General features: G+C 70.2%; 22 protein-coding genes. 7 read left to right on the top strand and 15 right to left on the bottom strand.

Annotation, left to right across the window (positions count from 1 at the left end; translation table 11 throughout):
- Positions 1 to 62: 62 nt before the first annotated feature.
- The gene (locus tag ABI385_RS15760) at positions 63 to 512 is read left to right on the top strand and encodes a transcriptional repressor (RefSeq protein WP_348104712.1); all 450 of its coding nucleotides are present in this window, start codon (positions 63 to 65) and stop codon (positions 510 to 512) included.
- A complete protein-coding gene (locus ABI385_RS15765) occupies positions 512 to 2,095 on the top strand; it encodes a catalase (protein ID WP_348104713.1) in 1,584 nt (527 codons plus the stop codon). The genes ABI385_RS15760 and ABI385_RS15765 overlap by 1 nt, the downstream gene beginning before the upstream one ends.
- A gap of 3 nt (positions 2,096 to 2,098) precedes the next feature.
- Here the strand turns inward: ABI385_RS15765 and ABI385_RS15770 are convergent, their stop codons facing one another.
- Complete coding sequence (locus ABI385_RS15770; RefSeq protein WP_348104714.1) at positions 2,099 to 3,376, bottom strand: DUF445 domain-containing protein; 1,278 nt, start codon at positions 3,374 to 3,376, stop codon at positions 2,099 to 2,101.
- Between the two features lie 199 nt (positions 3,377 to 3,575).
- Between ABI385_RS15770 and ABI385_RS15775 the strand changes: the two genes are divergently transcribed.
- From ABI385_RS15775 to ABI385_RS15790, 4 genes are read left to right on the top strand one after another with little or no spacing between them, the layout of a single operon-like run.
- Complete coding sequence (locus tag ABI385_RS15775; RefSeq protein WP_348104777.1) at positions 3,576 to 4,295, top strand: response regulator transcription factor; 720 nt, start codon at positions 3,576 to 3,578, stop codon at positions 4,293 to 4,295.
- Positions 4,288 to 5,847, top strand: a complete 1,560-nt coding sequence (locus ABI385_RS15780; protein WP_348104715.1) for a HAMP domain-containing sensor histidine kinase — start codon at positions 4,288 to 4,290, stop codon at positions 5,845 to 5,847. Before ABI385_RS15775 ends, ABI385_RS15780 begins: the two co-directional genes overlap by 8 nt.
- Before the next feature lie 34 nt (positions 5,848 to 5,881).
- Positions 5,882 to 7,195 carry a DUF1800 domain-containing protein gene (locus ABI385_RS15785; RefSeq protein WP_348104716.1) on the top strand — a complete coding sequence of 438 codons (1,314 nt, stop codon included), beginning with the start codon at positions 5,882 to 5,884 and terminating at the stop codon, positions 7,193 to 7,195.
- Positions 7,195 to 8,457, top strand: coding sequence for a DUF1501 domain-containing protein (locus tag ABI385_RS15790; RefSeq protein ID WP_348104717.1), 1,263 nt, complete (start codon positions 7,195 to 7,197; stop codon positions 8,455 to 8,457). The genes ABI385_RS15785 and ABI385_RS15790 overlap by 1 nt, the downstream gene beginning before the upstream one ends.
- A 22-nt stretch (positions 8,458 to 8,479) precedes the next feature.
- Here ABI385_RS15790 and ABI385_RS15795 read toward each other — a convergent pair whose 3' ends face one another.
- The 14 genes from ABI385_RS15795 to ABI385_RS15860 form a co-directional block, all read right to left on the bottom strand.
- Positions 8,480 to 9,262 (bottom strand): SseB family protein, encoded by a 783-nt coding sequence (locus tag ABI385_RS15795; protein WP_348104718.1) that lies wholly within the window; start codon positions 9,260 to 9,262, stop codon positions 8,480 to 8,482.
- Complete coding sequence (locus ABI385_RS15800; RefSeq protein WP_348104719.1) at positions 9,259 to 9,687, bottom strand: RidA family protein; 429 nt, start codon at positions 9,685 to 9,687, stop codon at positions 9,259 to 9,261. The genes ABI385_RS15795 and ABI385_RS15800 overlap by 4 nt, the downstream gene beginning before the upstream one ends.
- Entirely contained in the window at positions 9,684 to 10,436 is a 753-nt protein-coding gene (gene priA / locus ABI385_RS15805) for a bifunctional 1-(5-phosphoribosyl)-5-((5-phosphoribosylamino)methylideneamino)imidazole-4-carboxamide isomerase/phosphoribosylanthranilate isomerase PriA (RefSeq protein ID WP_348104720.1), read from the bottom strand. Before priA ends, ABI385_RS15800 begins: the two co-directional genes overlap by 4 nt.
- Positions 10,433 to 11,074, bottom strand: coding sequence for an imidazole glycerol phosphate synthase subunit HisH (hisH, locus tag ABI385_RS15810; RefSeq protein WP_348104721.1), 642 nt, complete (start codon positions 11,072 to 11,074; stop codon positions 10,433 to 10,435). The genes priA and hisH overlap by 4 nt, the downstream gene beginning before the upstream one ends.
- Positions 11,071 to 11,778 carry a hypothetical protein gene (locus ABI385_RS15815; protein ID WP_348104722.1) on the bottom strand — a complete coding sequence of 236 codons (708 nt, stop codon included), beginning with the start codon at positions 11,776 to 11,778 and terminating at the stop codon, positions 11,071 to 11,073. The genes hisH and ABI385_RS15815 overlap by 4 nt, the downstream gene beginning before the upstream one ends.
- Positions 11,779 to 11,780: 2 nt before the next feature.
- Positions 11,781 to 12,410: an imidazoleglycerol-phosphate dehydratase HisB gene (gene hisB, locus ABI385_RS15820; protein ID WP_348104723.1), complete on the bottom strand. Its 630-nt coding sequence runs from the start codon at positions 12,408 to 12,410 to the stop codon at positions 11,781 to 11,783.
- Complete coding sequence (locus tag ABI385_RS15825; RefSeq protein WP_348104724.1) at positions 12,407 to 13,567, bottom strand: histidinol-phosphate transaminase; 1,161 nt, start codon at positions 13,565 to 13,567, stop codon at positions 12,407 to 12,409. The genes hisB and ABI385_RS15825 overlap by 4 nt, the downstream gene beginning before the upstream one ends.
- Entirely contained in the window at positions 13,564 to 14,994 is a 1,431-nt protein-coding gene (gene hisD, locus ABI385_RS15830) for a histidinol dehydrogenase (protein WP_348104725.1), read from the bottom strand. Before hisD ends, ABI385_RS15825 begins: the two co-directional genes overlap by 4 nt.
- Before the next feature lie 121 nt (positions 14,995 to 15,115).
- Positions 15,116 to 17,248 carry a S9 family peptidase gene (locus tag ABI385_RS15835; protein WP_348104726.1) on the bottom strand — a complete coding sequence of 711 codons (2,133 nt, stop codon included), beginning with the start codon at positions 17,246 to 17,248 and terminating at the stop codon, positions 15,116 to 15,118.
- Positions 17,249 to 17,281: 33 nt separating this feature from the next.
- Positions 17,282 to 18,427, bottom strand: a complete 1,146-nt coding sequence (locus ABI385_RS15840) for a winged helix DNA-binding domain-containing protein (RefSeq protein ID WP_348104727.1) — start codon at positions 18,425 to 18,427, stop codon at positions 17,282 to 17,284.
- Positions 18,427 to 22,065: a DNA polymerase III subunit alpha gene (gene dnaE / locus ABI385_RS15845; RefSeq protein WP_348104728.1), complete on the bottom strand. Its 3,639-nt coding sequence runs from the start codon at positions 22,063 to 22,065 to the stop codon at positions 18,427 to 18,429. Before dnaE ends, ABI385_RS15840 begins: the two co-directional genes overlap by 1 nt.
- A 230-nt stretch (positions 22,066 to 22,295) precedes the next feature.
- Positions 22,296 to 23,228 carry an RluA family pseudouridine synthase gene (locus ABI385_RS15850; RefSeq protein WP_348104729.1) on the bottom strand — a complete coding sequence of 311 codons (933 nt, stop codon included), beginning with the start codon at positions 23,226 to 23,228 and terminating at the stop codon, positions 22,296 to 22,298.
- On the bottom strand, positions 23,221 to 23,727 hold the full coding sequence (gene lspA / locus ABI385_RS15855) for a signal peptidase II (RefSeq protein ID WP_348104730.1): 507 nt from the start codon (positions 23,725 to 23,727) through the stop codon (positions 23,221 to 23,223). The genes ABI385_RS15850 and lspA overlap by 8 nt, the downstream gene beginning before the upstream one ends.
- Positions 23,728 to 23,768: 41 nt before the next feature.
- Positions 23,769 to 24,149: a TraR/DksA C4-type zinc finger protein gene (locus tag ABI385_RS15860; RefSeq protein ID WP_348104731.1), complete on the bottom strand. Its 381-nt coding sequence runs from the start codon at positions 24,147 to 24,149 to the stop codon at positions 23,769 to 23,771.
- Between ABI385_RS15860 and ABI385_RS15865 the strand changes: the two genes are divergently transcribed.
- Complete coding sequence (locus ABI385_RS15865) at positions 24,139 to 24,774, top strand: hypothetical protein (RefSeq protein ID WP_348104732.1); 636 nt, start codon at positions 24,139 to 24,141, stop codon at positions 24,772 to 24,774. The two genes, ABI385_RS15860 and ABI385_RS15865, sit on opposite strands and share 11 nt — an antisense overlap.
- Positions 24,775 to 25,024 lie beyond the last annotated feature (250 nt).

Genomic DNA, 25,024 nt, shown 5'->3' on the forward strand with positions numbered 1-25,024 from the left:
GATGAATGACGACGGACACCCGAGCAAGCGTGCAGACCCGACTGCGGTCCGCAGGTCTACGAGTGACCGGACCTCGTGTCGCCGTGCTCCACGAGCTCGAGTCTCTGTCGCATGCCGATGTCGACTCGATCGCGAGCGCCGTCCGCGAGCGGCACCACACGGTGTCGACCCAGGCCGTCTACGACGTCCTTCGCGTCCTGACCCAGCACGGCCTGACCCGCCGGATCGAGCCCTCTGGCTCCCCCGCCCGTTTCGAGAACCGCGTCGGCGACAACCACCACCACGTCGTCTGCCGCGCGTGCGGCGCGATCGGCGACGTCGACTGCGTCGTCGGCGAGGCACCCTGCCTGGAGCCCAGCGACACCCATGGCTTCGTCGTCGAAGAGGCCGAGGTCGTCTTCTGGGGCATCTGCTCCGACTGCCGGTCCGTAGCCGGCGACCGTACGCATACCGAGGTCGAGACCGAGCACCTTGTCAACCCGAGAACGTCCGAGAACCCCGAGGAGAACTGATGACGGACACCACGGTCCGCAGCGAGTCAATCCAGACCGCACCCAGCACGGAAGCCGAGCTCGGCTCCACCACCGACACCGGGGCGCCCGCGGTCAGCGACCGCAACTCGCTCACCCTCGGCGCCGACGGGCCGATCCTGCTGCACGACGTGCACTTCCTCAACCAGATGGCGCACTTCAACCGCGAGCGGATCCCGGAGCGCAACGTGCACGCCAAGGGATCCGGTGCGTTCGGCACCTTCGCGACGACCGAGGACGTGTCGGCGTACACCAAGGCCGCGCTCTTCCAGCAGGGCGTGACCACCGAGATGCTCGCCCGGTTCAGCACCGTCGCGGGTGAGCAGGGCTCCCCCGATACCTGGCGCGACCCACGCGGCTTCGCGCTGAAGTTCTACACGACCGAGGGCAACTACGACCTGGTCGGCAACAACACCCCGGTCTTCTTCATCCGCGACACCATGAAGTTCCCCCACTTCATCCGCAGCCAGAAGCGTCTCGGCGGCTCCGGTCTGCGCGACAACCACATGCAGTGGGACTTCTGGTCCCTCAACCCCGAGTCGGCCCACCAGGTGACCTACCTGATGGGTGACCGGGGGATCCCGAAAACCTTCCGGCACATGAACGGCTATGGCTCGCACACCTTCCTCTGGGTCAACGAGTCCGGTCAGAAGCACTGGGTCAAGTACCACTTCCACAGCAACCAGGGCGTCGAGGGGCTGACGGGCGCCGAGGCGATGCGGATCGCCGGTGAGGACGCTGACCACCACCGCCGCGACCTCCACGACGCCATCGACGCGGGCGACTTCCCGACCTGGACGCTGTCCATCCAGGTGATGCCCTACGAGGACGCGAAAACCTACCGCTACAACCCCTTCGACGTGACGAAGATCTGGTCGCACAGCGACTACCCGCTCATCAAGGTCGGGACGATGACCTTGAACAAGAACCCGGACAACTTCTTTGCCCAGATCGAGCAGGCGGCGTTCGAACCATCGGCGGTCGTTCCCGGGATCGGGTTCTCCCCCGACAAGATGCTCTTGGGGCGGGCGTTCGCCTACTCGGACACCCACCGCTACCGGATCGGCACCAACTACCTGCAGCTGCCGGTCAACCGACCCCGCGTGGAGCTGAACACCTATACGCAAGACGGCCCGATGGCCTTCGACCACAACGGCAACGAGCCGGTGTATGCGCCGAACAGCCAGGGCCGCGGCTACGCCGACATCGTCGGTGAGGTTGAGGACGGCTGGGAGGCCGACGGCTCGATGGTGCGCCAGGCATACACGCTGCGTGCCGAGGACGACGACTTCGGCCAGGCCGGTCTGCTGGTGCGCGAGGTGTGGGACGACGCGCAGCGGGAGATGTTCGTCGAGAACGTCGCCGGACATCTGCTCGGCGGCGTCAAGAGCCCGGTCTTGGAGCGGGCCTTCGACTACTGGAAGAGCGTCGACCCGGACACCGGCAAGGCGATCGAGGAAATGGTTCGCGTCGGGCTCGGCGGAGCCAACCCCGGAGGCGAGGCCGACGACGCGAAGGTGATCCACGACCCGATCGTCGAGACGGTGACGAACGCAGCCCACTGACGCTCAGGTGACGAGCACGACCACGGCGTGGATGATAAGCCCGACCAGACCGCCGACGATCGTGCCGTTGATCCGGATGAACTGCAGGTCGCGGCCCACGAAGAGCTCGATTCGCTCGGCGGTCTCGTCGCCGTCCCAGCGGTTGATCGTGGAGCCGATGACCGCGGTCAGCTCCTGCCCGTAACGGTCGACGGCGAACGCGGCCAGGTCTGCGACGTAGCCGTCCAGGCGACCGCGCAGCTCCGGCTCCTGCCGGACCCGGGTGGCAAACCGCTCGAGCTCGGTCTGGATCCGGATCCGTAGCGGCCCGTCACCGTCCCCGAGGGCCTCGACGAGCGCGGTGCGGAAGGCCCGCCACAGTGAGACGACGCTGGTCAGCAGCTGCGGGTGGTCGAGGATGCGCACTTTGAGGCGCTCGGCACGCTCCATGGTCGCCTCGTCGTGGAGCAGGTCCTCGGCCAGGTCGGTCAGGAAGTCGTCGAGCGCCAGCCGCGCGGAGTGGTTCGGCGTGTCCCTGATTTCCTGCAGCCAACGCACCGACTCGACGTGCAACCGGGCAATGACCACCTCGTTGACGCGGGTGGGCGCCCACCACGGGGCGCGCTCACCGACGACCCGCATGAACGTCTCGCCGTTCTCGCTGAGCCATCGGTGTACCTCGCCGAGCGCCAGGTCGACCAGTCCATGATGGGCCTTGTCGCGGACGACCTCCCCGAGGAGACTGCCGGCGATGGGGCTGATCGGCTCTTCGCGCAGCCGTGGGATCACGGAGTCCTGGACGACTTCGGCGACGGTCTCGTCGCGCAGGCGCTCGAGACCGATCGTGACGACGTGGGACGCCTCGTCGACCACCCGGCGGGCGTTGGCGGGCTCGAGGACCCAGCCCGCGACCCGGTTGCTCACCTCGGCCGTCAGGACCCGCTCGCGGATGATGTCCTCGCGCAGGAAGTTCTCGCCGATGAAGTCCTGCAGGCTCTGGGCCAGCATGTCCTTGCGCCGCGGGATCAACGCCGTGTGGGGGACGGGTATGCCGAGCGGGTGCCGGAACAGCGCGGTGACCGCGAACCAGTCCGCCATCGCGCCCACCATCGAGGCCTCGGCCCCCGCGTGGACGAACCCCCAGAACGGGTGGTCCGCAACGCGCAGGGTGGCGAGGAAGACCGCGGCGGCCAGCACCAGCAAGGACAGGGCGACGAGACGCATCTGGCGCAACCCACGCCGACGCTCGGCGTCGAGAGCGGGGTCCGCCGCGAGGGACAAGCCGGGCGCTGACTGCGACACCTGGTCCCCTCTCGTCCTCACCGGCAGTGGGCGATGGTGGCCTGCGCTGCGTGCGGGCTCGACCCTAACCCGCCCCTGCTGAACGCCGGACAGCACCGGCCGGGTTCCGGGTGCTGGCTCTCACGCGTACAGGACCCGAACACGACCTTGACCGTCTCGACACCCCACGTGCATCGGGCGGTCGTAGAGTCGCCCGGTGATGCCGGACTCGAGCCGACCGCTGGTCATGGTCGTGGAGGACGACCCGTCGATCGCCCAGATGATCAGCCTGCAGCTGGAGCTGTCCGGCTACCGGACCCACGTCGAACGAGACGGGCGTGGTGGCCTCGCGGCCGTCCGACGGGACCGTCCGGACGTCGTCCTGCTCGACATCGGGCTGCCGGGACTCGACGGCATCCAGGTGTGCCGGGCGTTGCGCGCGGAGCAGGACTGGACGCCGATCCTGTTCGTCACGGCGCGCGACGACGAGGTCGACCGGGTCGTCGGGCTGGAGCTCGGCGCCGACGACTACGTGACCAAGCCGTTCTCGCCGCGCGAAGTGATCGCCCGGATCAACAGCGTCCTTCGCCGGGCCCGGGTCACCGAGGCGGCGGACTCGTCCGGTGCGGCTCGAAGCCTGGTGTGCGGGGACGTGCGGCTACTGCCCGACGAGCGACGCGTCTTCGCCGGGGACGACGAGGTTGCCTTCACCGCAACGGAGTTCGACCTCCTCGCACACCTGATGGCAGCACCCGGTCGGGTTTACACCCGGGACCAGCTGATGCGGGACGTGTGGGGATATGACACCTCGGCCGGCCAGCGGACGGTCGACGTCCACGTCGCACAGGTCCGGGCCAAGCTCGGCGAGCACGACGTCATCCGCACCGTCCGTGGCGTCGGGTACTCCGCCCAGCAGCCGGCCGCCGGCCGCCGTGGCTGAGGCTCAGGCGGGGTGGTTCAGGCGGCGGTTCGATCGCCGGCTCCGGTGGCGTCGGTCCTCCCTCGCGGCGCGGATCGCGGTCCTGACCGCCTCCATCGCCATCCTCACCTGTGTCGCAGCCGGGATCATCGGGGTCAACCTGGTCCAGCGAGCCAGTGAGGAGACGGCCCGCTCGGCGCTCGTGGCTCTCGCCGACCAGGCCCAGGCGACGGTTCAGACCGGGACCAGCCCGGACTCGGCGCAGGCCAGGGCCCGCAAGGCGCTGCAGTCGATCAGCGTCCAGATCGCGGTGGTGCGGACACGTGGCGACGGCCCCACCTTGGTCGGCGACCTGCTGGCCAAGAACGCCCTTACCAACGAGCAGGTACGCCAGCTGGCCGCCGGTCAGTCGCTGTCGCTGCGGCTGCCTCGCGACGACGGCGCGGTGCTCGTCGAGGCCCGTCCGACGCCGGCCGGGGGGATCGTGCTGGCCCAGCGGCGGGGGGATGCCGTGGCCCTGACCCAGCAGGCCCTCCGTCAGATCAGCTGGCTGCTCGTGCTGACCGCGCTGGCCGCCGTGGTCATCGGCCTGCTCGTCGCCTGGCGGCTGTCGCTGCCGCTGCGGCGCACTGCCGCAGCCACCACGGCCCTCGCCACGGGGTCGCGCGACGTCGCGATCCCCGAAACCGGTCCGCGGGAGGTCGCCGAGGTCGCCGCCTCCGTCAACCGTCTCGCGGGCGCGCTCTCTCACTCCGAGGCCCGGCAGCGCGAGTTCCTCCTCTCCGTCTCGCACGACCTGAGGACTCCGCTCACGGCCATCACCGGCTACGCCGAGTCGCTCGCCGACGGCGTGGTCCCGGCCGACCGTCTCGCCGGAGTCGGTGTCGTCATCGGCGACGAGGCGCGGCGTCTCGAGAGGCTCGTTGCCGACCTGCTCGACCTCGCTCGCCTGGACGGCGCGGAGATGTCGATGCATCCCACTCGGGTGGACCTCGTCGACCTCGTCACCGTGGCCGGCGAAACCTGGTCACGCCGCTGCGCGCCGATGGACGTGCCATTCTCGGTCGAGACCGACCGGATCCCGGTGCCCGTGGTGGCTGACCCCCAGCGGTTGCGGCAGGCCCTCGACGGGCTGCTCGAGAACGCGCTGCGCGTCACGCCGGCAGGCGCCCCGATCATCGTCGCCACGCATACCGAGGTGGTTTCGGCGGCGGCCTTCGGAGTGCTCGAGATCCGGGACGGAGGCCCCGGACTGACCGACGACGACCTGCCGGTGGCGTTCGAACGGTCGGTCCTCTACGAGCGGTACCGCGGGGTTCGGCAGGTCGGCACCGGGCTCGGACTGGCGATCGTCCAACGCCTCGTCGGGCGGCTCGGCGGCACGGTCGAGGCCGGGCACGCCGCCGAGGGTGGGGCCAGGTTCACGATCCGCCTGCCGCTCGCGGGGGCGCCGACCACCGCCGAGCCGACCGTCCCGCCGACGAGCCACCCGACGAGTCACCCGACGAGCCACCTGCCTGGCCCCCAGCCCGCTCAGTCGGCGGAGCCGGACCGAATGCGCACCCAGCCCTGACATTGCTCGAATGTCCGAGGTGCACCCTGAGGTCATGAGCACCTCAGAAACCTGGGCCGAGGCCGCGCACCTCGTGCGTAGCGTGGGCTTCGGCGCCTCCGGAGCGCTGGTCGACGCGGTGGCGGCCGCGGGGCCGGCGGCATGGCTGGACGCGGCCCTGGCTGCGCAGGTGGCCGCTGACCCAGGCGTCGCAGCCACGCCGACGCCGTCGTTCGAGGTGGTGCCGCCGCTCGGCAAGGACGCCTCGATGACCGACCGGCAGAAGCGGCGGCAACAGGAGAAGGACCAGATCAGCCAGGTGGTCGGGTGGTGGGTCACCCGGATGGTCACCGCGCAGAACCCGCTCGTCGAGAAGCTGACCTTCGGCTGGCACAACCACTTCGCCACCTCGGCGACGAAGGTCAAGTCCGCGCCCATGCTGCTCGCCCAGAACCAGAGCTTGCGCTCCCTGGGTCGTGGCAGCTTCTCGGATCTCGCGCAGGCCATGATCGTCGACCCGGCGATGCTCTACTGGCTCGATGCGCAGCAGAACACGCTGAAAGCGCCGAACGAGAACCTGTCGCGCGAGTTCATGGAGCTGTTCACCCTCGGCCATGGTGGCGGGTACACCGAGCAGGACGTACGCGAAGGCGCCCGGTCGCTTACCGGCTGGACGATCTCGCGACAGAACGACACCGCAAGCTTCGTGGCCAAACGGCATGACACCCAGCCGAAGACCGTCCTCGGCACCACGGCGAACCTCGACGCACCCGGATTCGTCCGCGTGGTGCTGGACCAGAAAGCCTCCGCTGCCTTCGTCGCGACTCGCTGGTGGCAGCTGCTGGTGAGTCCCGATGCGCCGACCGCGGACACCCTCGCCAGGATCGTGGCGGCATACGGGTCCTCGCGTGACCTCTCGAGGATGTTCCGGGCCATGTTGACCGACCCGACGTATGCCGCCACGGCTGGTTCGCGGGTCGCCTCACCCGTCGAGTGGGTGGTGGGTGCGATGCGTTCGCTCGCCGTGCCGACCGACGACGCCACCGTGAAGAAGATGACGGCAGCCATGCGCGACCTCGGCCAGCTGCCGCTCTACCCACCCAACGTGAGCGGTTGGCCGTCCGGGCAGGCGTGGCTCTCCACAGCGTCGGCGACTACCCGGGTCCAGACCGCCAACCTGCTGGCCGCCGCGGGCGACCTGCACGCCGTGGCGGACGTAGGCCCCGCCGCACGCGTCGACGCGGTGGCGCACCTACTCGGCATACCGGCTCTCTCGGCGCGCACGTCGGCCGCCCTCACCCCCCTCACGAACGACCCGAAGCGGCTGGTCTCGGCTGCCCTCGTCTGCCCAGAGAACTTGGTGATCTGATGACGAACCTCCCGCCCCTCGACCCGAAGAAGCCCATGGACGGGCTGACCCGCCGCAGCTTCCTGCGCGCCTCCGGCGTGACCGGTGCCGTCGCGCTGTTGGCCGGTGCCGGCGGTGTCACGCTCGAACGAGTCTTGGCCCGTGGCCACGAGACTCCGCTCGCGTCGAACACGCCGATCCTGGTCCTGCTGACCATGTACGGCGGCAACGACGGCCTCAACACGGTGATCCCGTTTGCCGACCCGGCCTACCACGACTCGCGGCCAGACCTCGCGTACAAGCCGGAGGAGGTGCTGCACCTCGACGGCGCGCTGGGCCTCAACCCAGGGCTGAAGGGGATGTCTGACCTGTGGACCCAGAAGAAGCTGGCCATCGTTCGCGGCGTGGGGTACCCGAAGCCGGACCACAGCCACTTCCGGTCGATGGACATCTGGCAGACCGCGTCCCCCGAGGCACCGGTGCCAAGCGGCTGGATCGGGCGCTGGCTCGACACCGCGGGCGACGACCCGCTGCTGGCGTTGAACATCGGTGAGGTGCTGCCGCCGCTGGCGGTCGGGACCAAGGCCACCGCCGCCGCGTTGGCGGTCAGCGGGAGCTCGAGCAAAGCCGCCATGGCGACGTCCACCCTCAAGGCCTTCTCGTCGGCCGACGTGCGCGATGGGCCGGCCGCGAAGCTGGTCGTCGCGTCCTACGCGGCGCAGCAGCGGTGTCAGCAGACGTTCGGCGACATCGTGGCCCAGTCGGGTGACGAGGCGGGTGGTGACGCCGCCGGCAACGGCAACCGGGCCGGCCTGGCTGCCCAGCTCGACGTGGTCTCGCGATGCATCAAGGCCAACGTGCCGACCCGGGTCTACGCCGTGTCGGTGTCCGGATTCGACACCCACGCCGACGAGAAGGTGGCGCAGACCTCGCAGCTGACCCAGATGGACAAGGCGATCACGGCGTTCCGGGCCTCGCTCGCCGGGCAGGCCCGTGAGAAGGATGTGGTGATGATGGCGTACTCGGAGTTCGGGCGCCGGGTCAAGGCGAACGCCTCCGAAGGCACCGACCACGGCACGGCAGGACCGGTCTTCCTGATCGGCGACGCGGTGGCGCCGGGGTTCCACGGCGACGAGCCGTCGCTCACCGACCTCGACAACGGTGACCTCAAGACGACCACGGACTTCCGGGCCGTCTACGGCGAGGTCCTCGACAAGGTGCTGGGAGCCGACCCCACGAAGGTGCTGGACAAGACGCCTGACGCGCTAGGCCTGATCGCCTGACTCGTCGCCGTCAGCCGCCAGGTCAGGCGATCGGGGCGGCCTCGATCGTGAAGGTGAGCTCGTCCACGCGGGCGCGGAACTCCCCGTCGGTGGCCAGCTGCTCGGCGACCCGGGTGGCGACCTGTTCGACCTGGGTCGCATCCAGCCCGGGGCGCAGGCCCAGGACGAGTCGCAGGATGCCGGACCCGACGGGTTCGCCCTCCTCGACGCGGTGCGAGCCGATGTCCGCTTCGTCGGACGCGGCACGCGAGACAGCCTGTGCAACAATGGGATCCAGATGAGCAGGCTGCCATTCACCGCCTTGGGCGAGCGCCCAGACCATACTGGGCCGCAGCTCCGTCACCTCGTCTGCGGCGACGTCGACCACGACCACCTGGCAGCCCTCGGCCACGGCTGCCTGCGCCATCCGGTCGGCAGACACCGGCACCGGCCGAGCGGCGGGGTCCCAGGCCGCGAGCGACTGGACGGAGGTGAACGCCGGCAGGGCTCGACGGCCGTCCGGTCCGGTCAAGGTCACCACGGCCATGTCGACGGACTTCTCGACACGAAGGCCGTGACCCGACCCGTCGCGGGGGGCCTCACCCATCTCGCCCAGCATCGCGACGACCGGCACCAGCCACCGGGCCGTGCGGACCGCCCGGAACAGCGTGCCGTCCGCCTCCGCAGAGGGGCATGCCGCCCGCGCCCGCACGGCGGCGACGAGCACCGGGTCGGCCGTGCCGGCATCGTTCTCGAACCCTGTCGAGCCGAGCGCCCTGCCGGCCCACGGTATTCCGGCGCTGTCGGCGCGAGGGTGGTCGCTCACGCCGAGGTGTCCTGTGCCAGCACCGCGTCGACCTCGATCTCCACACGCATGTCGGGATGGAGCAGCCCCGACACGATGACCATCGTGGCGACGGGAGGGGTGGCCCCGAAGTACTCGGCATGCACCCGACCGACCGCGTCACAGTCGCGCCGGTGGGTGACGTACATCCGGGTCCGTACGACGTCGTCGGGGCCAGCGCCGAGCGCGGCCAACGCGTCGAGTACCGTCTCGATCGCGACCCTCAGCTGGGCCGCGGGATCGGAAGGGTAGTGCACTCGACCGTCGACCATGGAGGTGCAGCCGGCGACCAATACCTGGCGGCCGACCCGGATGGCGCGGGAGTAGCCGTACTCCTGCTCCCAGAGCCCGCCGGACGAATGGCGTTCGCGGTAGGCACGACCACCGATGGTCCCGGAGTCGCTCATCGGGGCGGGCGTCCCGCCGCCTCGAGCGCCTCCGACAGGGTGAACGCCGCACGGTAAAGCGCCGAGCCGACGATCACCCCCTCGACGCCGGCGGGGACGAGCGTCCGCAACGCCGCGACGTCCTGAAGTGTCGACACGCCCCCTGAGGCCACGACCGGCCGGTCCGTGCGGTCACAGACCTGCCGCAGCAGGTCGATGTTCGGGCCGGCCAGCATGCCGTCCTTGTTGACGTCCGTGACGACGTAACGCGCGCACCCTTCTCGGTCCAGCCGTTCCAACGTCGCCCAGAGGTCGCCGCCGTCCCTGGTCCACCCACGCGCCGCGAGTGTCGTCCCGCGTACGTCGAGCCCGACGGCCACGCGGTCACCGTGCTCGGCGATCACCTGGGCCGTCCACTGCGGATGCTCCAGGGCCGCGGTGCCGAGGTTGACCCGGCGACAACCCGTCGCGAGCGCAGCCGCCAACGAGTCGTCGTCGCGGATGCCACCGGACAGCTCGACCCGGATGTCCAGGCGACCGACGATCCTCTCGACGACTTCCCGGTTGCTTCCCCGTCCGAACGCCGCGTCGAGGTCGACGAGGTGCAGCCACTCGGCGCCCTGCTCCTGCCAGGCGAGCGCCGCCTCCCAGGGGTCGCCGAACTCACCCCCCGAACCCGCTACCCCTTGGACGAGCTGGACCGCCCGCCCACCCGCGATGTCGACGGCGGGAAGCAGCTCGAGTCGCTCTGGGCGCCCTGCCTCGTTCACAGCGAGCCCACCCAGCTCTCCAGCAGGTGAGCGCCCGCGTCGCCGGACTTCTCCGGGTGTAACTGGGTCGCCGACAACGGCCCGTTCTCGACCGCGGCGACGAACTCGTTCCCATGCGTCGCCCACGTGACGACGGGTGCAACCACGGCGAACGACCCTTCGGGGTGGAGGGTCCAGCGTTGAGCGGCGTAGGAGTGGACGAAGTAGAACCGCTCGTCCTCCACCCCTGAGAACAGTGAAGATCCCTCTCCGACAACGACTTTGGACCACCCCATGTGTGGCACGACGTCGGCGACGAGCCGGTCGACCGTGCCGGGCCACTCTCCCAGCCCCTCCACCGGGAGACCCGTCGAGGGTTCACTGGAGCCCTCGAAGAGCACCTGCATGCCGACACAGACCCCGAGGACCGGTCGGCCTCCGGCGAGCCGACGGTCGATGATGCGCGGACCGTCGGCCTCGCGCAACCCGCGCATACAGGCATGGAAGTTGCCCACACCCGGCACGAACAACCCGTCGCAGCCGAGGGCCTCGGTGGCGTCGCTGGTCAGTGACACCTGGGCGCCCACGCGCTCGAGTGCGCGCAGAGCCGAGTGGACGTTTCCACTTCCGTAGTCGAGGACCACCACACGGGCGCTCATCGTCCGGAGCCCTCCATCTCGTCGCGCCACATCACGTTCTCGCGGGTGGCCTTAGCGAAGCGGCGGACCGCAACCGCGCCCGGCTGCACGACCGTCGCACCGGGCAGCCGTCCCACCGCCGGTCCGCCGTCGAGCAGGGCGGCGCCCGGGAGGTCGAGTGCCACCAGCACGTCAGCGACCATCAGGCGGGCGTCGCCCGCCGGATCGTGCAGCACGTCGGCCAGACCGCCCACCGCCGAAGGGTCGGCGACGCCGGCGGCGCGAACGAGGTCGGCCAGCCGGGCCACAGCGAGGCCGCCCGGGTGCACGACACCCCTTCCGGGTTGCCAGACCAGCCACCGGCGCACCGCGCGCCAGCCCGCCGGCGTGACGCAGACCACGCCCCGACGCCCGACGACCCCGAGCCCGATCGCGGGGCGCAGCCGATGCGGGAGCGAGCGGTTGAGCAGCAGCGGCAGGGCGTCCTCGTAGGGCGCCCCGACGGCGCTGACCCCAGTCGTCGGTACGACACCGACCCAGCCGCGCTCGAGCGGCACCACCGTCAGCCCGACGACGCCGGACTCAGCCCAGCGCTCGACAGTGGCGATGGGCCCGGGTGCAGAGCTCGGCCCTCCGGCGTGCACGAGAAGCAGGCCTCGCGAGGTCTCGCGGGACTGCGCAGCGCCCCTCACCATGTCGTGCCGTGCCGATCCATGCCGGTCCACGCCTAAAGGCTGCCCTTGGCACTCGGGATGCCCGTCACGCGCGGGTCGAACGCGACTGCGGCGCGTAGCGCGCGGGCGACCGCCTTGAACTGGGCCTCGACGATGTGGTGCGGGTCGCGGCCGGACAGGACCCGGACGTGCAGCGCGATCCCGGCGTGGTAGGCGAGGGTCTCCAGGACGTGCCGGGTGAGGGAGCCGGTGTAGGTGCCACCGATGACGACGTACTCCTGGCCCGCGGGCTCCCCGGTGTGCACGACATAGGGGCGGCCCGCGACGTCGACGACAGCCTGGACGAGCGCCTCGTCCAGGGGCACGGTCGCGTCGCCGAACCGCGAGATGCCTGACTTGTCGCCCAGCGCCTCGCGCAGCGCGTCCCCGAGGACGATCGCGACGTCCTCGACGGTATGGTGCGCGTCGACGTCGACGTCGCCCTCGGCGACGACCGTGAGGTCGATCAGGGAGTGCTTCGCGAACGAGGCGAGCATGTGGTCGTAGAACCGCACCCCGGTCGCGACGTCGGACTCTCCGGTGCCGTCGAGGTCGAGGGTCAGCTCGACCTTGGACTCGCTGGTGGCCCTGGTCAGGTGCGCGCGACGGTGCGGGGCAACCGTCGTGCTGCTCGTGTCGCTCATGCCGGTGCTCCCTCCCGCGCCTGCTCGTTCCCGGCCGGTGCCGGGAGCTGACGGTGTGAGTCTGGCAGATCGCCCAGCGCGAGCAGGAACGCCTCGCTCTCGTCAGGGGTACCGGCAGTCACGCGCAGGTGGTGCCGGATCCCGACGTCGCGCACGAGCACCCCGCGCTCGAGCAGGGCCTGCCAGGTGGTCCGTTCGTCGGCCAACCCGCCGAACAGCACAAAGTTCGCGTCGCTCGGCACCGGCGGGAATCCCAGTGCACCGAGCTTGTCGACGAGGTCGTCGCGTTGCCGCTTGACTGCCTCGACGGTGGCGAGCAGGCTCGCGTCATGCCGGATCGCGGCCAGGGCGACCGCCTGAGTGGGGTCGCTCAGGTGGTAGGGCATGCGCACGAGGCGCAGCGCGTCCACGAGGTCGGGGTCCGCCGCGAGGTAGCCCACCCGGGCGCCGGCGAGGGCGAACGCCTTGCTCATCGTGCGGGTGACGACGAGCAGGGGGTGGCCGGCCAGCAGGGTCATCGCGCTGGGTGTGCCGGGACGGGCGAACTCGGCGTATGCCTCGTCGACGACGACCAAGGACTCCGGAGCCTGCTGCAGGACTGCGCGGACGACGTCGAGGTCGAGCGCCGTGCCCGTCGGGTTGTTCGGCGAGCAGAGGAAGATGATCTGCGGTCGGTGCCGCCGCACCTGGGCTACCGCAAGGTCTGAGTCGAGGTCGAACACGCCTGTCGGGGTGCCCCGCAGTCCGTCGACCCACGTCGTGCCGGTGGTGCGCGTGATGATCGGGTGCATCGAGTACGCGGGGGTAAAGCCGAGCGCTGTGCGACCGACGCCGCCGAACGCCTGGACCAGGTGCAGCAGCACCTCGTTGGAACCGTTGCCCGCCCAGACCTGGTCCGCCTCGACGGCGACACCGGTCTGTGCCCGCAGGTATGCCGCGAGCGCCTCACGCAGCGTGGTGAACTCGCGGTCGGGGTAGCGGTTCAGGTGGGCGGCCACCGCGCGCACCTCTTCGACGATCGCCGCGACGACGTCCTCGGGGACGGCATACGAGTTCTCGTTGGTGTTGAGGCGGACCGGGACATCGAGCTGGGGCGCGCCGTAGGGCTGCCGTCCCCGCAGGTCCTCGCGGAGCAGGCCGGCGATCTCGGGCCTCATCGTGGCGCTTCGGTGTCGGTATCGATATCGGCGTGGCGCGGCTCGGGGACGGCGTCGCCGAAGCGGGCGGTGACCGCCTCACCATGGGCGGGGAGGTTCTCCGACTCCGCCAAGGTCACGACGTGGTGCGCGACGTCACGCAGCGCGGGCTCGTCATACGTGACGACGTGGATCCCCCGCAGGAACGACTGCACCGACAGTCCACTGCTGTGGCACGCGCACCCGGCTGTGGGTAGGACATGGTTGGAGCCCGCGGCGTAGTCGCCGAGGCTCACCGGCGCCCAGGGCCCGACGAACACGGCTCCGGCGTTGCGGACCCCAGCCGCGACAGCCGCCGCGTCGCGGGTCTGTATCTCGAGGTGCTCGGCGGCGTAGGCGTTGCAGACCGCCAGGCCCGTTGCGACGTCGTCCACGAGGACGATGCGCGACTGCGTGCCGGACAGCGCGGTGGCGATGCGCTCACCATGCTTGGTTCCCGCGACCCGCCGGGTCAGGGCCGCACCGACGGACGCGGCCAGCGCCGGGCTGTCCGTGACGAGCACGGCCGCGGCGAGCGGGTCGTGCTCGGCCTGGCTGACCAGGTCGGCCGCCACGTGCTCGGCGTCAGCGGAGTCGTCGGCGAGGACGGCGATCTCGGTGGGACCGGCCTCGGCGTCGATGCCGATGAGACCCTTCAGCAGCCGCTTCGCCGCGACGACCCAGATGTTGCCCGGGCCGGTGACCAGTGAGACCGGGTCGCAGACGACCGGGTCAGACGCGAGCTTGCCGCCGACCTCGCTGACCTCGCCGAGCTCGTCGGGTGTGTCACGGAAGCCGAACGCAAACATGGCGACCGCCTGGGCGCCCCCGACGGCATACACCTCGTCGACGCCGAGCAGGGCGCACGTCGCGAGGATCGTGGGGTTGGGATATCCCGTGAACACGCCCGTGTTCTCGCGCTGCGGCGGGCTGGAGACCGCCAGGGACGCCACCCCGGCCAGCTGGGCGGGGACGACGTTCATCACGACGCTGCTGGGGTAGACGGCCAGACCCCCGGGGACGTAGAGGCCGACCCGGTCGACGGGCACCCACCGCTGCGTGACCGTCCCGCCGGGGACGACCTGCGTGGTGACATCGGTGCGTCGCTGGTCGGCGTGCACGAGCCGGGCTCGCCGGATCGACTCCTCGAGGGCGGCGCGCAACGACGGCTCGAGCTGGTCGAGGGCGGCGGCAAGGACCTCGGCGGGAACGCGCAGCCGGGTGGGCCGCACCCCGTCGAACCGCTCACCGAGGTCTCGCAGTGCCGCCGCGCCGCGGTGTCGGACGTCCTCGACGATCGGCCGGACCTCGTGCAGGGCCGCCTCGACGTCGAACTCGGCCCGCGGCAGTGCAGCGCGCAGGGCCAGCACCTCGAGCGGGCGACCCCGCAGGTCGAGCGTGGACATCATGAGGACGATTTTAGGCTCCGGATGCCTGACACTCCCGCCCGTCTCACGGGCGCCCCCGGCAAGCGTGAAAGTTCTGTCCCCTCCTGGGGGGCCCCTTGTTTCACGAAACAGTCCAGGACCGTCAGGACCGTGAGGGCAGGCGCGGGGCGAGGAGGTGGAGCAGGACGGCCAGCTCCCACGCGGTTTCGTGCCAGGCGTCGTAGCGACCGGAGCTGCCGAGGTGGCCGCCACGCATCTCGGTGCGGAACAGGATCGGCGCCGTCGCGGGGTCGTTGGTCGCGAGATCTCGCAACCGGGCCACCCACTTGGCCGGTTCGGTGACATAAACGCGCGTGTCGTTGATGTTCGTCGTGACGAGGATGGCGGGGTAGTCGCGAGCCGCGATGTTGTCGTACGGCGCGTACGCCTTCATCCACTGGTATGCCTGAGCGCTGCCGACCGGGTCGCCCCACTCCTCCCACTCCCCCGCCGTCAGAGGGAGGGTCTCGTCGAGCATCGTGGTCAGCGAGTCGACGAACGGGACCTGCAGGTGTAACGCCCGGAACAGCTCAGGGGCCTGGTTGGCGACCGCTCCGATGAGGAGGCCTCCCGCCGAACCTCCTTTGCCGGCAAGACGGTCCGGGTCTACGAACCCGACTGCACCAAGATGCCGTGCGCAGGTCACGAAGTCGTCGAAGGTGTGCTGCTTGCGCTCGAGCTTGCCGTCGTCGTACCAGGCGCGACCCAGCTCCGACCCGCCACGGACCAAGGCCTCGGCGAAGACAACACCGCGCTGCAGCCACGACAGTCGGGCCACCGAGAAGGACGGGTCCAGCGGGATGCCGTAGGAGCCGTAGGCGTAGAGCACCCCGGGCGCGGTCGCGTCGAGCGGGGTGGACTGATGGCGGACCACGGCGATCGGAATGCGGGTGCCGTCCTCGGCCGCAGCCCACTCGAGGCTCTCGACGTAGTCGCCCGGCTCGTACCCTCCGAGGACCTCGCGCTGTTTGAGCAAGGTCAGCTCCCGGGTGTCGACGTCGAAGTCGTAGACCGTCGGGGGCGTGACCATCGACGTCAGATGCACCTGCAGGGTGCCCGTCGCCGGGTCGGGGTTGTCGCCGACATAGACGGTCCGGACCTCCTGGTCGAACCCGACGTCCCAGGACGTGCCGATCCCGTTGTCCGAGAACGGGTCCAGCGGCACGATGCGTACGCCCGTCTGGCCGCCAGATCGCAGTGAGAGGGCGAGGAACCCGTCGAACGCGTCGACGCCGGTGAGGTACTCGTCGGGGGCCGTGACGTCGAGAAGCTGCCACTCACCCGTCTCGCCACCGGCGACCAGGGCGCGGGCCAGCTCGAAGTTGACACGGCCGCGGTTGTGGACGAGATAGGCCCAATGACCGTGGATCTCGAGCTCGTACTCGACGTCCCGCTGACGCGGGGAGACGACGCGCGCTGGGCCGGTGGGCTCGTGCGCGTCAATGAGGTGGTACTCGGAGCTGGTTTTCGACCCGATGCCGACGATCACCCAGTTGTCGTCCCGCGAGCTCCCGACGCCGAGCGAGAACCGTTCGTCCTCCTCACGCAGAACGAGCACGTCATCCTCCGAGGGCCGCCCGACCTCGTGCCGCCACACCTCGAACGGGCGCCAGGCCTGGTCGACCCGCGTATAGAACAGGTAGTCCCCGGCCAGGGACCAAGCGATCCCGGCGCCGATCTGTCGCACCGAGTCGTCGACCACCTCGCCGGTTGTGACGACCCGGACCCGTAGGTCGAACCGCTCGTCGCCCGCGAGGTCCACAGCGTAGGCGAGCAGCAGCCCGTCCGGGGAGACGTCGCTCGCACCGAGCCCGAAGAACTCGTGACCGGCGGCCTCGGCGTTCTCGTCGAGCAGGACCTGCTCGAACGCCGGCGGCCCATCGGCCTCGAGGACCGGACGGGTGGGGCTCTCGTGCACGCTCACTCGCGCCTGCACGGAGTACTGCTCGCCCTCGATCGTCCGCGAGTAGTACCACCAGTCCTGGTGCCGGACGGGAACGCTCAGATCCGTCTCTTTGGTCCGGGCCTTGATCTCACCAAAGATCTCGGCTTCGAGCGGCTGGACGTCGGCGGTCATCGCCCCGGCGTAGGCATTCTCGGCCTCGAGGTAGCGACGCAGCCGCGGGTCCTCCCGATCGGCCATCCAGGCGTACTCGTCGGTCACCGCGTCGCCGTGCAGCGTTCGTACGACGGGTTCGCGCGGTGCGTGCGGAGGTGGGGGCACGGGGGAAGGCACCTCAGCACCCTATGCACGAGCGGCCCCGCACGCTCACTCGTCGAACCTCACCTCTACCTCCCGCCCGACAAAGCGCCCGTATGCCGCGCCGGCGCGCTTGACCTCACCGCGCCGAGTCGCGCTCATCGTGGCGAACGGCAGGATCGTCAGGACCAGGCGACGCGTGCCCGGCTGCCGCCGCCAGAGCCCGACGACGATGCCGCCGACCACGACGGTGGACAGGAACATGCCGTTCTTGCCGGGGACCACCAGGAGCTCCTCGTCGGGAGTGAGCATCGCCGACCGGTCCTTGTAGCCGAGCAGGAGCTCGTCGAAACCGGGCAGCAGGCATACCCGGGCGCGTGAGGGCACCTCGTGCCGGGTCGTCGACACCAGGTAGGTCACCCCACCGATCTCCTGCGTGGTCAGCGCATCCCCGGCGAGCGCGACGGCCTCACGCGTGAACGTCAGCCCCTGCCCGCTCCAGCCGGCCAGGTCCCGGACGGTGACCGGCCCATGGCTGGCGACGTAGCGGCTGGCGAGCGCCGCCATGGCCTCCTCACGTCCGGGGTCCCAGGAGGACGGGACCCAGTCGTCGAGCAGCACGAACGTCGGCTGCCGCCCGGCGGCCGGCCCCTGGCAGAGCAGACCCTCCTGACAGAACCGGCCGAGCAGGTGGTAGCCACGCTGATCGGTGGTGTCGATGCCGGCGCGGCCCAGGACCGTCATGGCATCCGGCCGGCTCAGGATGCCCACGTCCGAGAGCGCGGCGACGAGCAGGTCGCGGGCGGTTCCGACGATCGTCTCGGTCAGCCCGGAGCGTTCGAAGACCAGCCGTCGGGCCGCCACGATCGCGGGGTTGAGCAGGCGGCACATCCAGCGCACGTCCCGGGTCGCCATCAGGTGCAGGGTGCCGCGCATCGGCCAGGACCGGGTGATCCTGCGGTCGGCGATCGCCGCCTCGACGTCGGTCAGTGTTGCGCCCGCCGCGCCTGCCGCGCCCGTCCGGACGCCGACCGACCACATCCCGCCCGCGGCGTCCTGCGCCTGCATCGCCAGGTGGTGGGCGACCGTGCGCTCGATGAGGTCGCCCATCGGTTCGGCGCCACCGCCCGGACCGGTCCGCCGGGACGCCGGGGGGTCGAGCCACATGGCCGCGAACCGCTCGCCCGCGATCCGCCGCCGGTCACCTGCGCGCATCAGGCCAGGCAGGCCGGACCGAGGAGCGCCTTGAGATCGCCGAACAGCGACGGTGACGCGGTGACGCGAAGTCCGTCGTCCACTCGCAGGAGCACCGAGCGTCCCGGCTGGGTCAGCTTGAGGTGCACCTCTGTCACGCCGGGGTGCTCGCCCAGGACCTTCTTGATCTCCTGCGCGACCGCATCGGTCGCCCGAGCCAGCGGCAGGGTCAGGACGATCGGTCCGCGCGGCCCCTCCTTGACGTCGGGCAGCGTCAGCTCCTGGGCGAAGACCGAGACCGCGTCGTCGCGGCTGCTGACCCGGCCCTTCACCACGCAGACGACGTCGGTGCGCAGCAGCGGTCCGACACTCTGGTAGGCGCTGGGGAAGAACAGGCACTCGATGGCGCCTTCGAGGTCCTCGACGGTGGCGATCGCCCAGAGGTCGCCCTTCTTGGTCCGTTTGATCTGCAGGCCGGTGATCAGTCCGGCGATGGTCACCGGAGTGCCGTCGGGCTTCGGCTCGTCGCCCGTGAGGGAGGCGATCGAGGTGTCGGCGTGCTGGGTCAGGACATGCTCGATCCCGAAGAGCGGGTGGTCGGAGACGTAGAGACCGAGCATCTCCCGCTCGAAGGTGAGCAGCGTCTGCTTGTCCCACTCCTGCCGCGGCACCGGCGGCAGGCCGTCGAACGCGTCGCCACCCCCTGGAATACCGGCCTCGTCTCCTGCTCCGCCGGCGTCTCCGAACCCGCCGAAGGAGCCGAACAGGCTGTCCTGGCCGATCGCCTCCTGTCGCTTGACGTCGGCGAGCGCGTCGACGAACAGCACGTGCACCTCGAGCATGCCGCGCCGGCTCTCCCCGAGGGAGTCGAAGGCGCCGGCCTTGATGAGGGACTCGATGGTGCGCTTGTTGCAGACGACAGCCGGGACCTTGCCCAGGAAGTCCTTGAACGAGGAGAACGCGCCCTTCTCCGCGCGGGTGCGCACGACCGCCTCGACGACGTTATGGCCGACGTTGCGGATCGCCGCCATGCCGAACCGGATGTCGGTGCCGACCGCTGCGAAGCCCGCGACCGACTCGTTGACGTCGGGCGGCAACACCTTGATGCCCATCCGGCGGCACTCGTTGAGATAGAGCGCCGACTTGTCCTTGTCGTCGCGCACGCTCGTGAGCAGGGCGGCCATGTACTCGGCGGGGTAGTTGCCCTTGAGGTAGGCCGTCCAGTAGGAGATCAGCGCGTAGGCCTTGGCGTGCGCCTTGTTGAAGCCGTAGTCCGCGAACGGCATGAGGGCGTCCCACAGCGTCGTGATGGCCCCGGCGCTGTAGCCCTGCTCCTGCATCCCCGCCTGGAAGCCCGCGAACTCAGCGTCGAGGACCTCCTTCTTCTTCTTGCCCATCGCCTTGCGCAGCAGGTCGGCCCGGCCGAGGGTGTAGCCCGCGACCTTCTGGGCGATCTGGATGACGTGCTCCTGGTAGACGATCAACCCGTAGGTCGCGTCGAGGACCTCGGCGAGCGGCTCGGCCAGCTCGGGGTGGATGGGCGTGCTCGGCTGCCGGCCGTTCTTGCGCATCGCGTAGTTGGTGTGGCTGTTGATGGCCATCGGCCCTGGACGGTAGAGCGCGATGGTCGCCGAGATGTCCTCGAAGCGGGTGGGCTGCATCTGGCGCAGCAGGGTGCGGGTGCCGCCGCCGTCGAGCTGGAAGACCCCGAGGGTGTCTCCGCGCTGGAGGAGCTTGTAGGCCTCCGGGTCGGTCATGTCCTTGGACAGGACGTCGAGGTCGACCTCCTCGCCGCGGTTGGCGCGCACGTTCTCGATGGCGTCGTCGAGGATGGTGAGGTTGCGCAGGCCGAGGAAGTCCATCTTGACCAGCCCGAGCGTCTCGCAGCTGGGGTAGTCGAACTGGGTGATGATCTGGCCGTCCTGCTCGCGGCGCATGATCGGGATGAGGTCGATGAGCGGCTCGCTGCTCATGATGACCCCGGCGGCGTGGACGCCCCACTGCCGCTTCAGGCCTTCGAGACCGAGTGCAGTCACGACGACCTCCTTGGCCTGCGGGTCCTCATCCGCGATCGCCCGGAAGTCCGAACCTTCGTGGTAACGCGGGTGCGCCTGGTCGAACACGCCGGTGAGCGGCATGTCCTTACCCATGACCGGCGGCGGCATCGTCTTGGTGAGCTTCTCCCCCATCGCGAAGGGGTGACCGAGGACCCGGGCGGCGTCCTTGACGGCCTGCTTGGCCTTGATGGTGCCGTAGGTGACGATCTGCGCGACCCGCTCCTCGCCATATTTGTGCGTGACGTAGCGGATCACCTCGCCGCGACGACGCTCGTCGAAGTCGACGTCGAAGTCGGGCATCGACGGACGTTCGGGGTTGAGGAACCGTTCGAATACGAGGTCGTGCTCGACCGGGTCGAGGTCGGTGATCCGCAGCGCGTAGGCGCACATGGAACCCGCACCCGAACCGCGGCCCGGACCGACCCGGATGCCGTTGTCCTTGGCCCAGTTGATGAAGTCGGCGACGACGAGGAAGTAACCGGCATAGCCCTTGCCGAGGATGATCCCGGTCTCGTAGTGCGCCCGCTTCGTGGCGTAGTCGGGCACCCCGTCGGGGTAGCGCAGCCGAAGCCCGCGTTCGACCTCCTTGATGAACCAGGACTCCTCGTTCTCGCCCTCGGGGCAGTGGAACTCGGGCATGTAGCGGCCCTCCCCCTCGACGAAGGAGACGTCGCATCGCTCGGCGACGAGCAAGGTGTTGTCGCACGCCTCGGGCAGCTCGCGCCACAGGTGACGCATCTGCTCGGGGCTCTTGAGGTAGAACTCCTCGGCATCGAACTTGAGCCGGTTGGGGTCCATCATCGTCGAGCCGGACTGCACGCAGAGCAACGCCGCGTGCGCCTTGGCGTCGGCGGCGTTGGTGTAGTGCAGGTCGTTGGTAGCGAGCAGCGGCAGCTGCAGGTCCTTGGCCAGCCGGATCAGCTCGCGCTGGGTCTGCCGCTCGATCGGGATGCCGTGGTCCATCACCTCGGCGTAGAAGTTCTCCTTGCCGAAGATGTCCTGGAACTCGCCCGCCGCGGCGCGGGCCTTGTCGTACTGGCCGACCCGCAACCGGGTCTGGATCTCGCCGCCGACGCAGCCCGTGGTCGCGATGAGACCGGTGCCGTGGCGGGACAGCAGCTCGCGGTCGATCCGCGGCTTGAAGTACTGCCCCTCGAGCGAGGACAGCGAGCTCAGCCGGAACAGGTTGTGCATGCCCTGCGTCGTCTGCGCGAGCAGCGTCATGTGGGTGTATGCGCCGCCACCCCCGACGTCGTCGCGTGAGGTCGAGTCCGACCCGAACTTCACCCGGGTCTTGTCCCCGCGGTGGGTGCCGGGCGTGAGGTATGCCTCGACGCCGATAATCGGCTTGATGCCGTACTTGCGGGCTTTTGACCAGAACTCGTAAGCCCCGAAGACGTAACCGTGGTCGGTCGTGGCGATGGCCGGCATACCCATCTCCGCCGCGGACTGGAGCAGCTCGTCGATCCGGGCCGCACCGTCGAGCATGGAGTACTCGGTGTGCACGTGCAGGTGAACGAAGCTCGCGTCGCGGGCGGCTGGCTGCTGGGTCGGCGGCGGGCGGGTCGGAGTCGGACTCAGGGAGGCGGTCTGGTCGGGCATCGGGGACGAGTCTAGGTCGGCCGGACGACACCCCTCGGCGTGTCGGGAGCGCATGTCGCCGGATGTCGGCGGGATGCCTTGGGCCGGCCGGTGATGACGTCGACAGCGGTGCGGGACGTGCCGACCGATACGGCCGGGAACGCCACGGTCAGGGCGCTGAGGGGTCGGGCGGTCGAACGGGCGGGGACACCGGGGAGCCGGGGGCGCGAGACGGCATACCGACCAGGCGTTCAGCCGGCGGAGACGACGTCGAGGGCGTGCTGCAGGTCCGGGGGAAACGGGCTGGAGTAGGTGACCCACGCGCCGGTGCCCGGGTGGTCGAAGCCCAGCCCGCTCGCGTGCAGCCACTGCCGCTCCAGACCCAGGCGGGCGGCCAGCCGCGGGTCGGCGCCATAGGTGAGGTCACCGCAGCACGGATGGTGCAGGGCGGCGAAGTGCACCCGGATCTGGTGGGTACGGCCGGTCTCCAGGTGGATCTGCAGGAGAGAGGCGTGGCGGAACGCCTCGACCACCTCGTAGTGGGTGACCGCGTGCTTTCCGGACTCCTTCACCGCGAACTTGTAGTCGTGGCCGGGGTGCCGCCCGATGGGGGCGTCGACCGTCCCGACCAGCGGGTCCGGGAGCCCTTGCACGAGGGCGTGGTAGGTCTTGTCCACCGTGCGCGCCTTGAAGGCCCGTTTGAGCAGGGAGTAGGCACGTTCGCTCTTGCAGACGACCATCAGGCCGGACGTGCCCACGTCGAGCCGGCTGACGATGCCCTGCCGCTCGCTGGCCCCCGACGTCGAGATCCGGTAGCCGGCCGCGGCGAGGCCCCCGAGCACCGTGGGTCCCGTCCAGCCGACGCTCGGGTGGGCGGCCACTCCTACCGGCTTGTCGACCACGACGATATCGTCGTCGTCGTGCACGATCGCCATGCCGGGGACGGGTTCGGCGACGATCGCGAGGGTCGCGCTGGCCGCTGGGTCCGGCAGCGTGACCTCGAGGAGGTCACCCGCGCTGACCCGGTCCGACTTGCCCGCTGCCTTGTGGTTGAGACTCACCTCGCCACCGGCCGCGAGGTCAGCCGCGCGGGTCCGGGACAGCCCGAACAGCCGGGCGATGGCGGCGTCGACCCGTTCGCCTTCCAGCCCCTGCGGAACCAGGAGGGTACGTGTGTCAGTCATCGGCTGCCTGCGCGGCGCCCTGACGGCCGCCATCCCGGGTCCCGTCGACGCCACGGCCGGTCACGGCCAGCAGCCCGATGAGGACTGCCGCACTCACGATGGCGATGTCGGCGACGTTGCCGATGAACAGCCCGGTGTAGTTGATGAAGTCGACGACGTGGCCCTGCCCGAAACCGGGGTCACGCACGAGCCGGTCGGTCAGGTTGCCCAGGGCTCCACCCAGCAGCAGCCCCAGAGCCCAGGCCCAGCCTGCGGACCCGAGGCGACGGCTGGTGCGGATGACGACGACGAGCACGACCAGGGCGATGAGCGTGAGGACCCAGGTGTTGCCGGTGCCGAGCGAGAACGCGGCGCCGGCGTTGCGGACGAGCTCCAGGCGCAGGAAGGAGCCCACGAGGTCGGTCGGCGGCTGGTCGGTCAGGGTGCGGACGGCCCACGCCTTGCTGAGCTGGTCGGCGACGTAGCAGACGACGGCGACCACACCGAGCAGGACGAACAACCGCCGCCGGCGAGCCGGTGGTGCGGGAACCGGGTCAGAGATCAGCGATGCTCCTGCCGGGTCTTGCAGGTCAGGCAGAGCGTGGCCCGGGGGGCGGCCTGCAGCCGGATCTTGCCGATGGGGTTGCCGCAGGACTCGCAGACACCGTAGCTGCCGTCGTCGAGCCGCTCGAGGGCGTGCTCGATCTGGTTCAGCTTGTCGCGGGAGTTGGCGGCGAGGGTCATCTCGTACTCCCGACCGAAGATGCTCGCGCCCGCATCGGCCTGGTCGTCGCCGGTGCCCTCCCCCGCGTCGCGGAGCAGACCCTGCAGGTCCGCCTCGGTGATCTCGAGGTCGGCCATGGCTCGAGCCCGCTCGCTCTGGAGCTCGTCGCGGATCTCCCGCAGCTCGGTGGCAGTCCACGGGGCGTCGGTGCTGGCCACGCGCAGCACCGTGGTGGTCGTGGTGGTCGCGGTGGTCGCAGCTGCCGTCGAGGCGGCCGCCTTGGTGGTGTGTGCGGAACGAACCGGAGTATGCGTGGCGGTGGCCCGCTTGGTCGGTGCAGCCTTGGTCGGTGCAGCCTTCGCCGGTGCAGCCTTGGTCTCCGCGGGCGCAGCCTTTGTCCGGGCCGCAGCCTTCGTCCCGGTCACAGCCTTCGTCCCGGTCACAGCCTTCGTCCCGGCCGCAGCCTTTGTCCCGGCCGCAGCCTTCGTCCCGGCCGCAGCCTTGGAAGTCGCCGTCGCGGCCTTGGTGGTCGCGGCCTTGGTGGTCGCGCGCTTCGTTGCTGGTGGAGCCTTGGTGGTCGTGGCCTTCGTTGCTGGTGGAGCCTTGGAGGTCGTGGCCTTGGTGGCCGCTTTCGTCGCGGGTGCCGCCTTGGCCGCCTTCGTCGCGGGTGCCGCCTTGACCGTGGTCTTCTTCGGCGCGGACTTCGTCACCACCGTCTTTTGCGCCGCGGCCTTGCTGACGCGCGGCGCGGTTTTCGTAGACCGGGGGGACGCGGTTCGTCCAGTCCCGCTCGGTGTAACCCTCGTGCCTGCCATGACGTTCCGGCCCCTCCTGCTGGGTTGACCACCCCTGAAGTCTCCGGGTCTGGGGTGGCGAGTGGGGTGAGGATATGGCCCGCGGGAGGCCGGCTCCAAACCGGCTCACCGGGATACCGGTGCGTTGTCGGTCGCCAGAGCGCCGATGGGGTGCAGACCCGTCGGTCCGCACCCCATCCACGGTCGAGACGGCGTTGGCCGCCGCCATCCGGGCAACGCGGCTGCGGGCTTCGCGCGCCCTCGCCCACGCCCGTCTAGGTCGCGTCTAGGTCGTGTCT

The sequence above is a fragment of the Lapillicoccus sp. genome (assembly GCF_039935575.1).
Classification (GTDB): domain Bacteria; phylum Actinomycetota; class Actinomycetes; order Actinomycetales; family Dermatophilaceae; genus Lapillicoccus.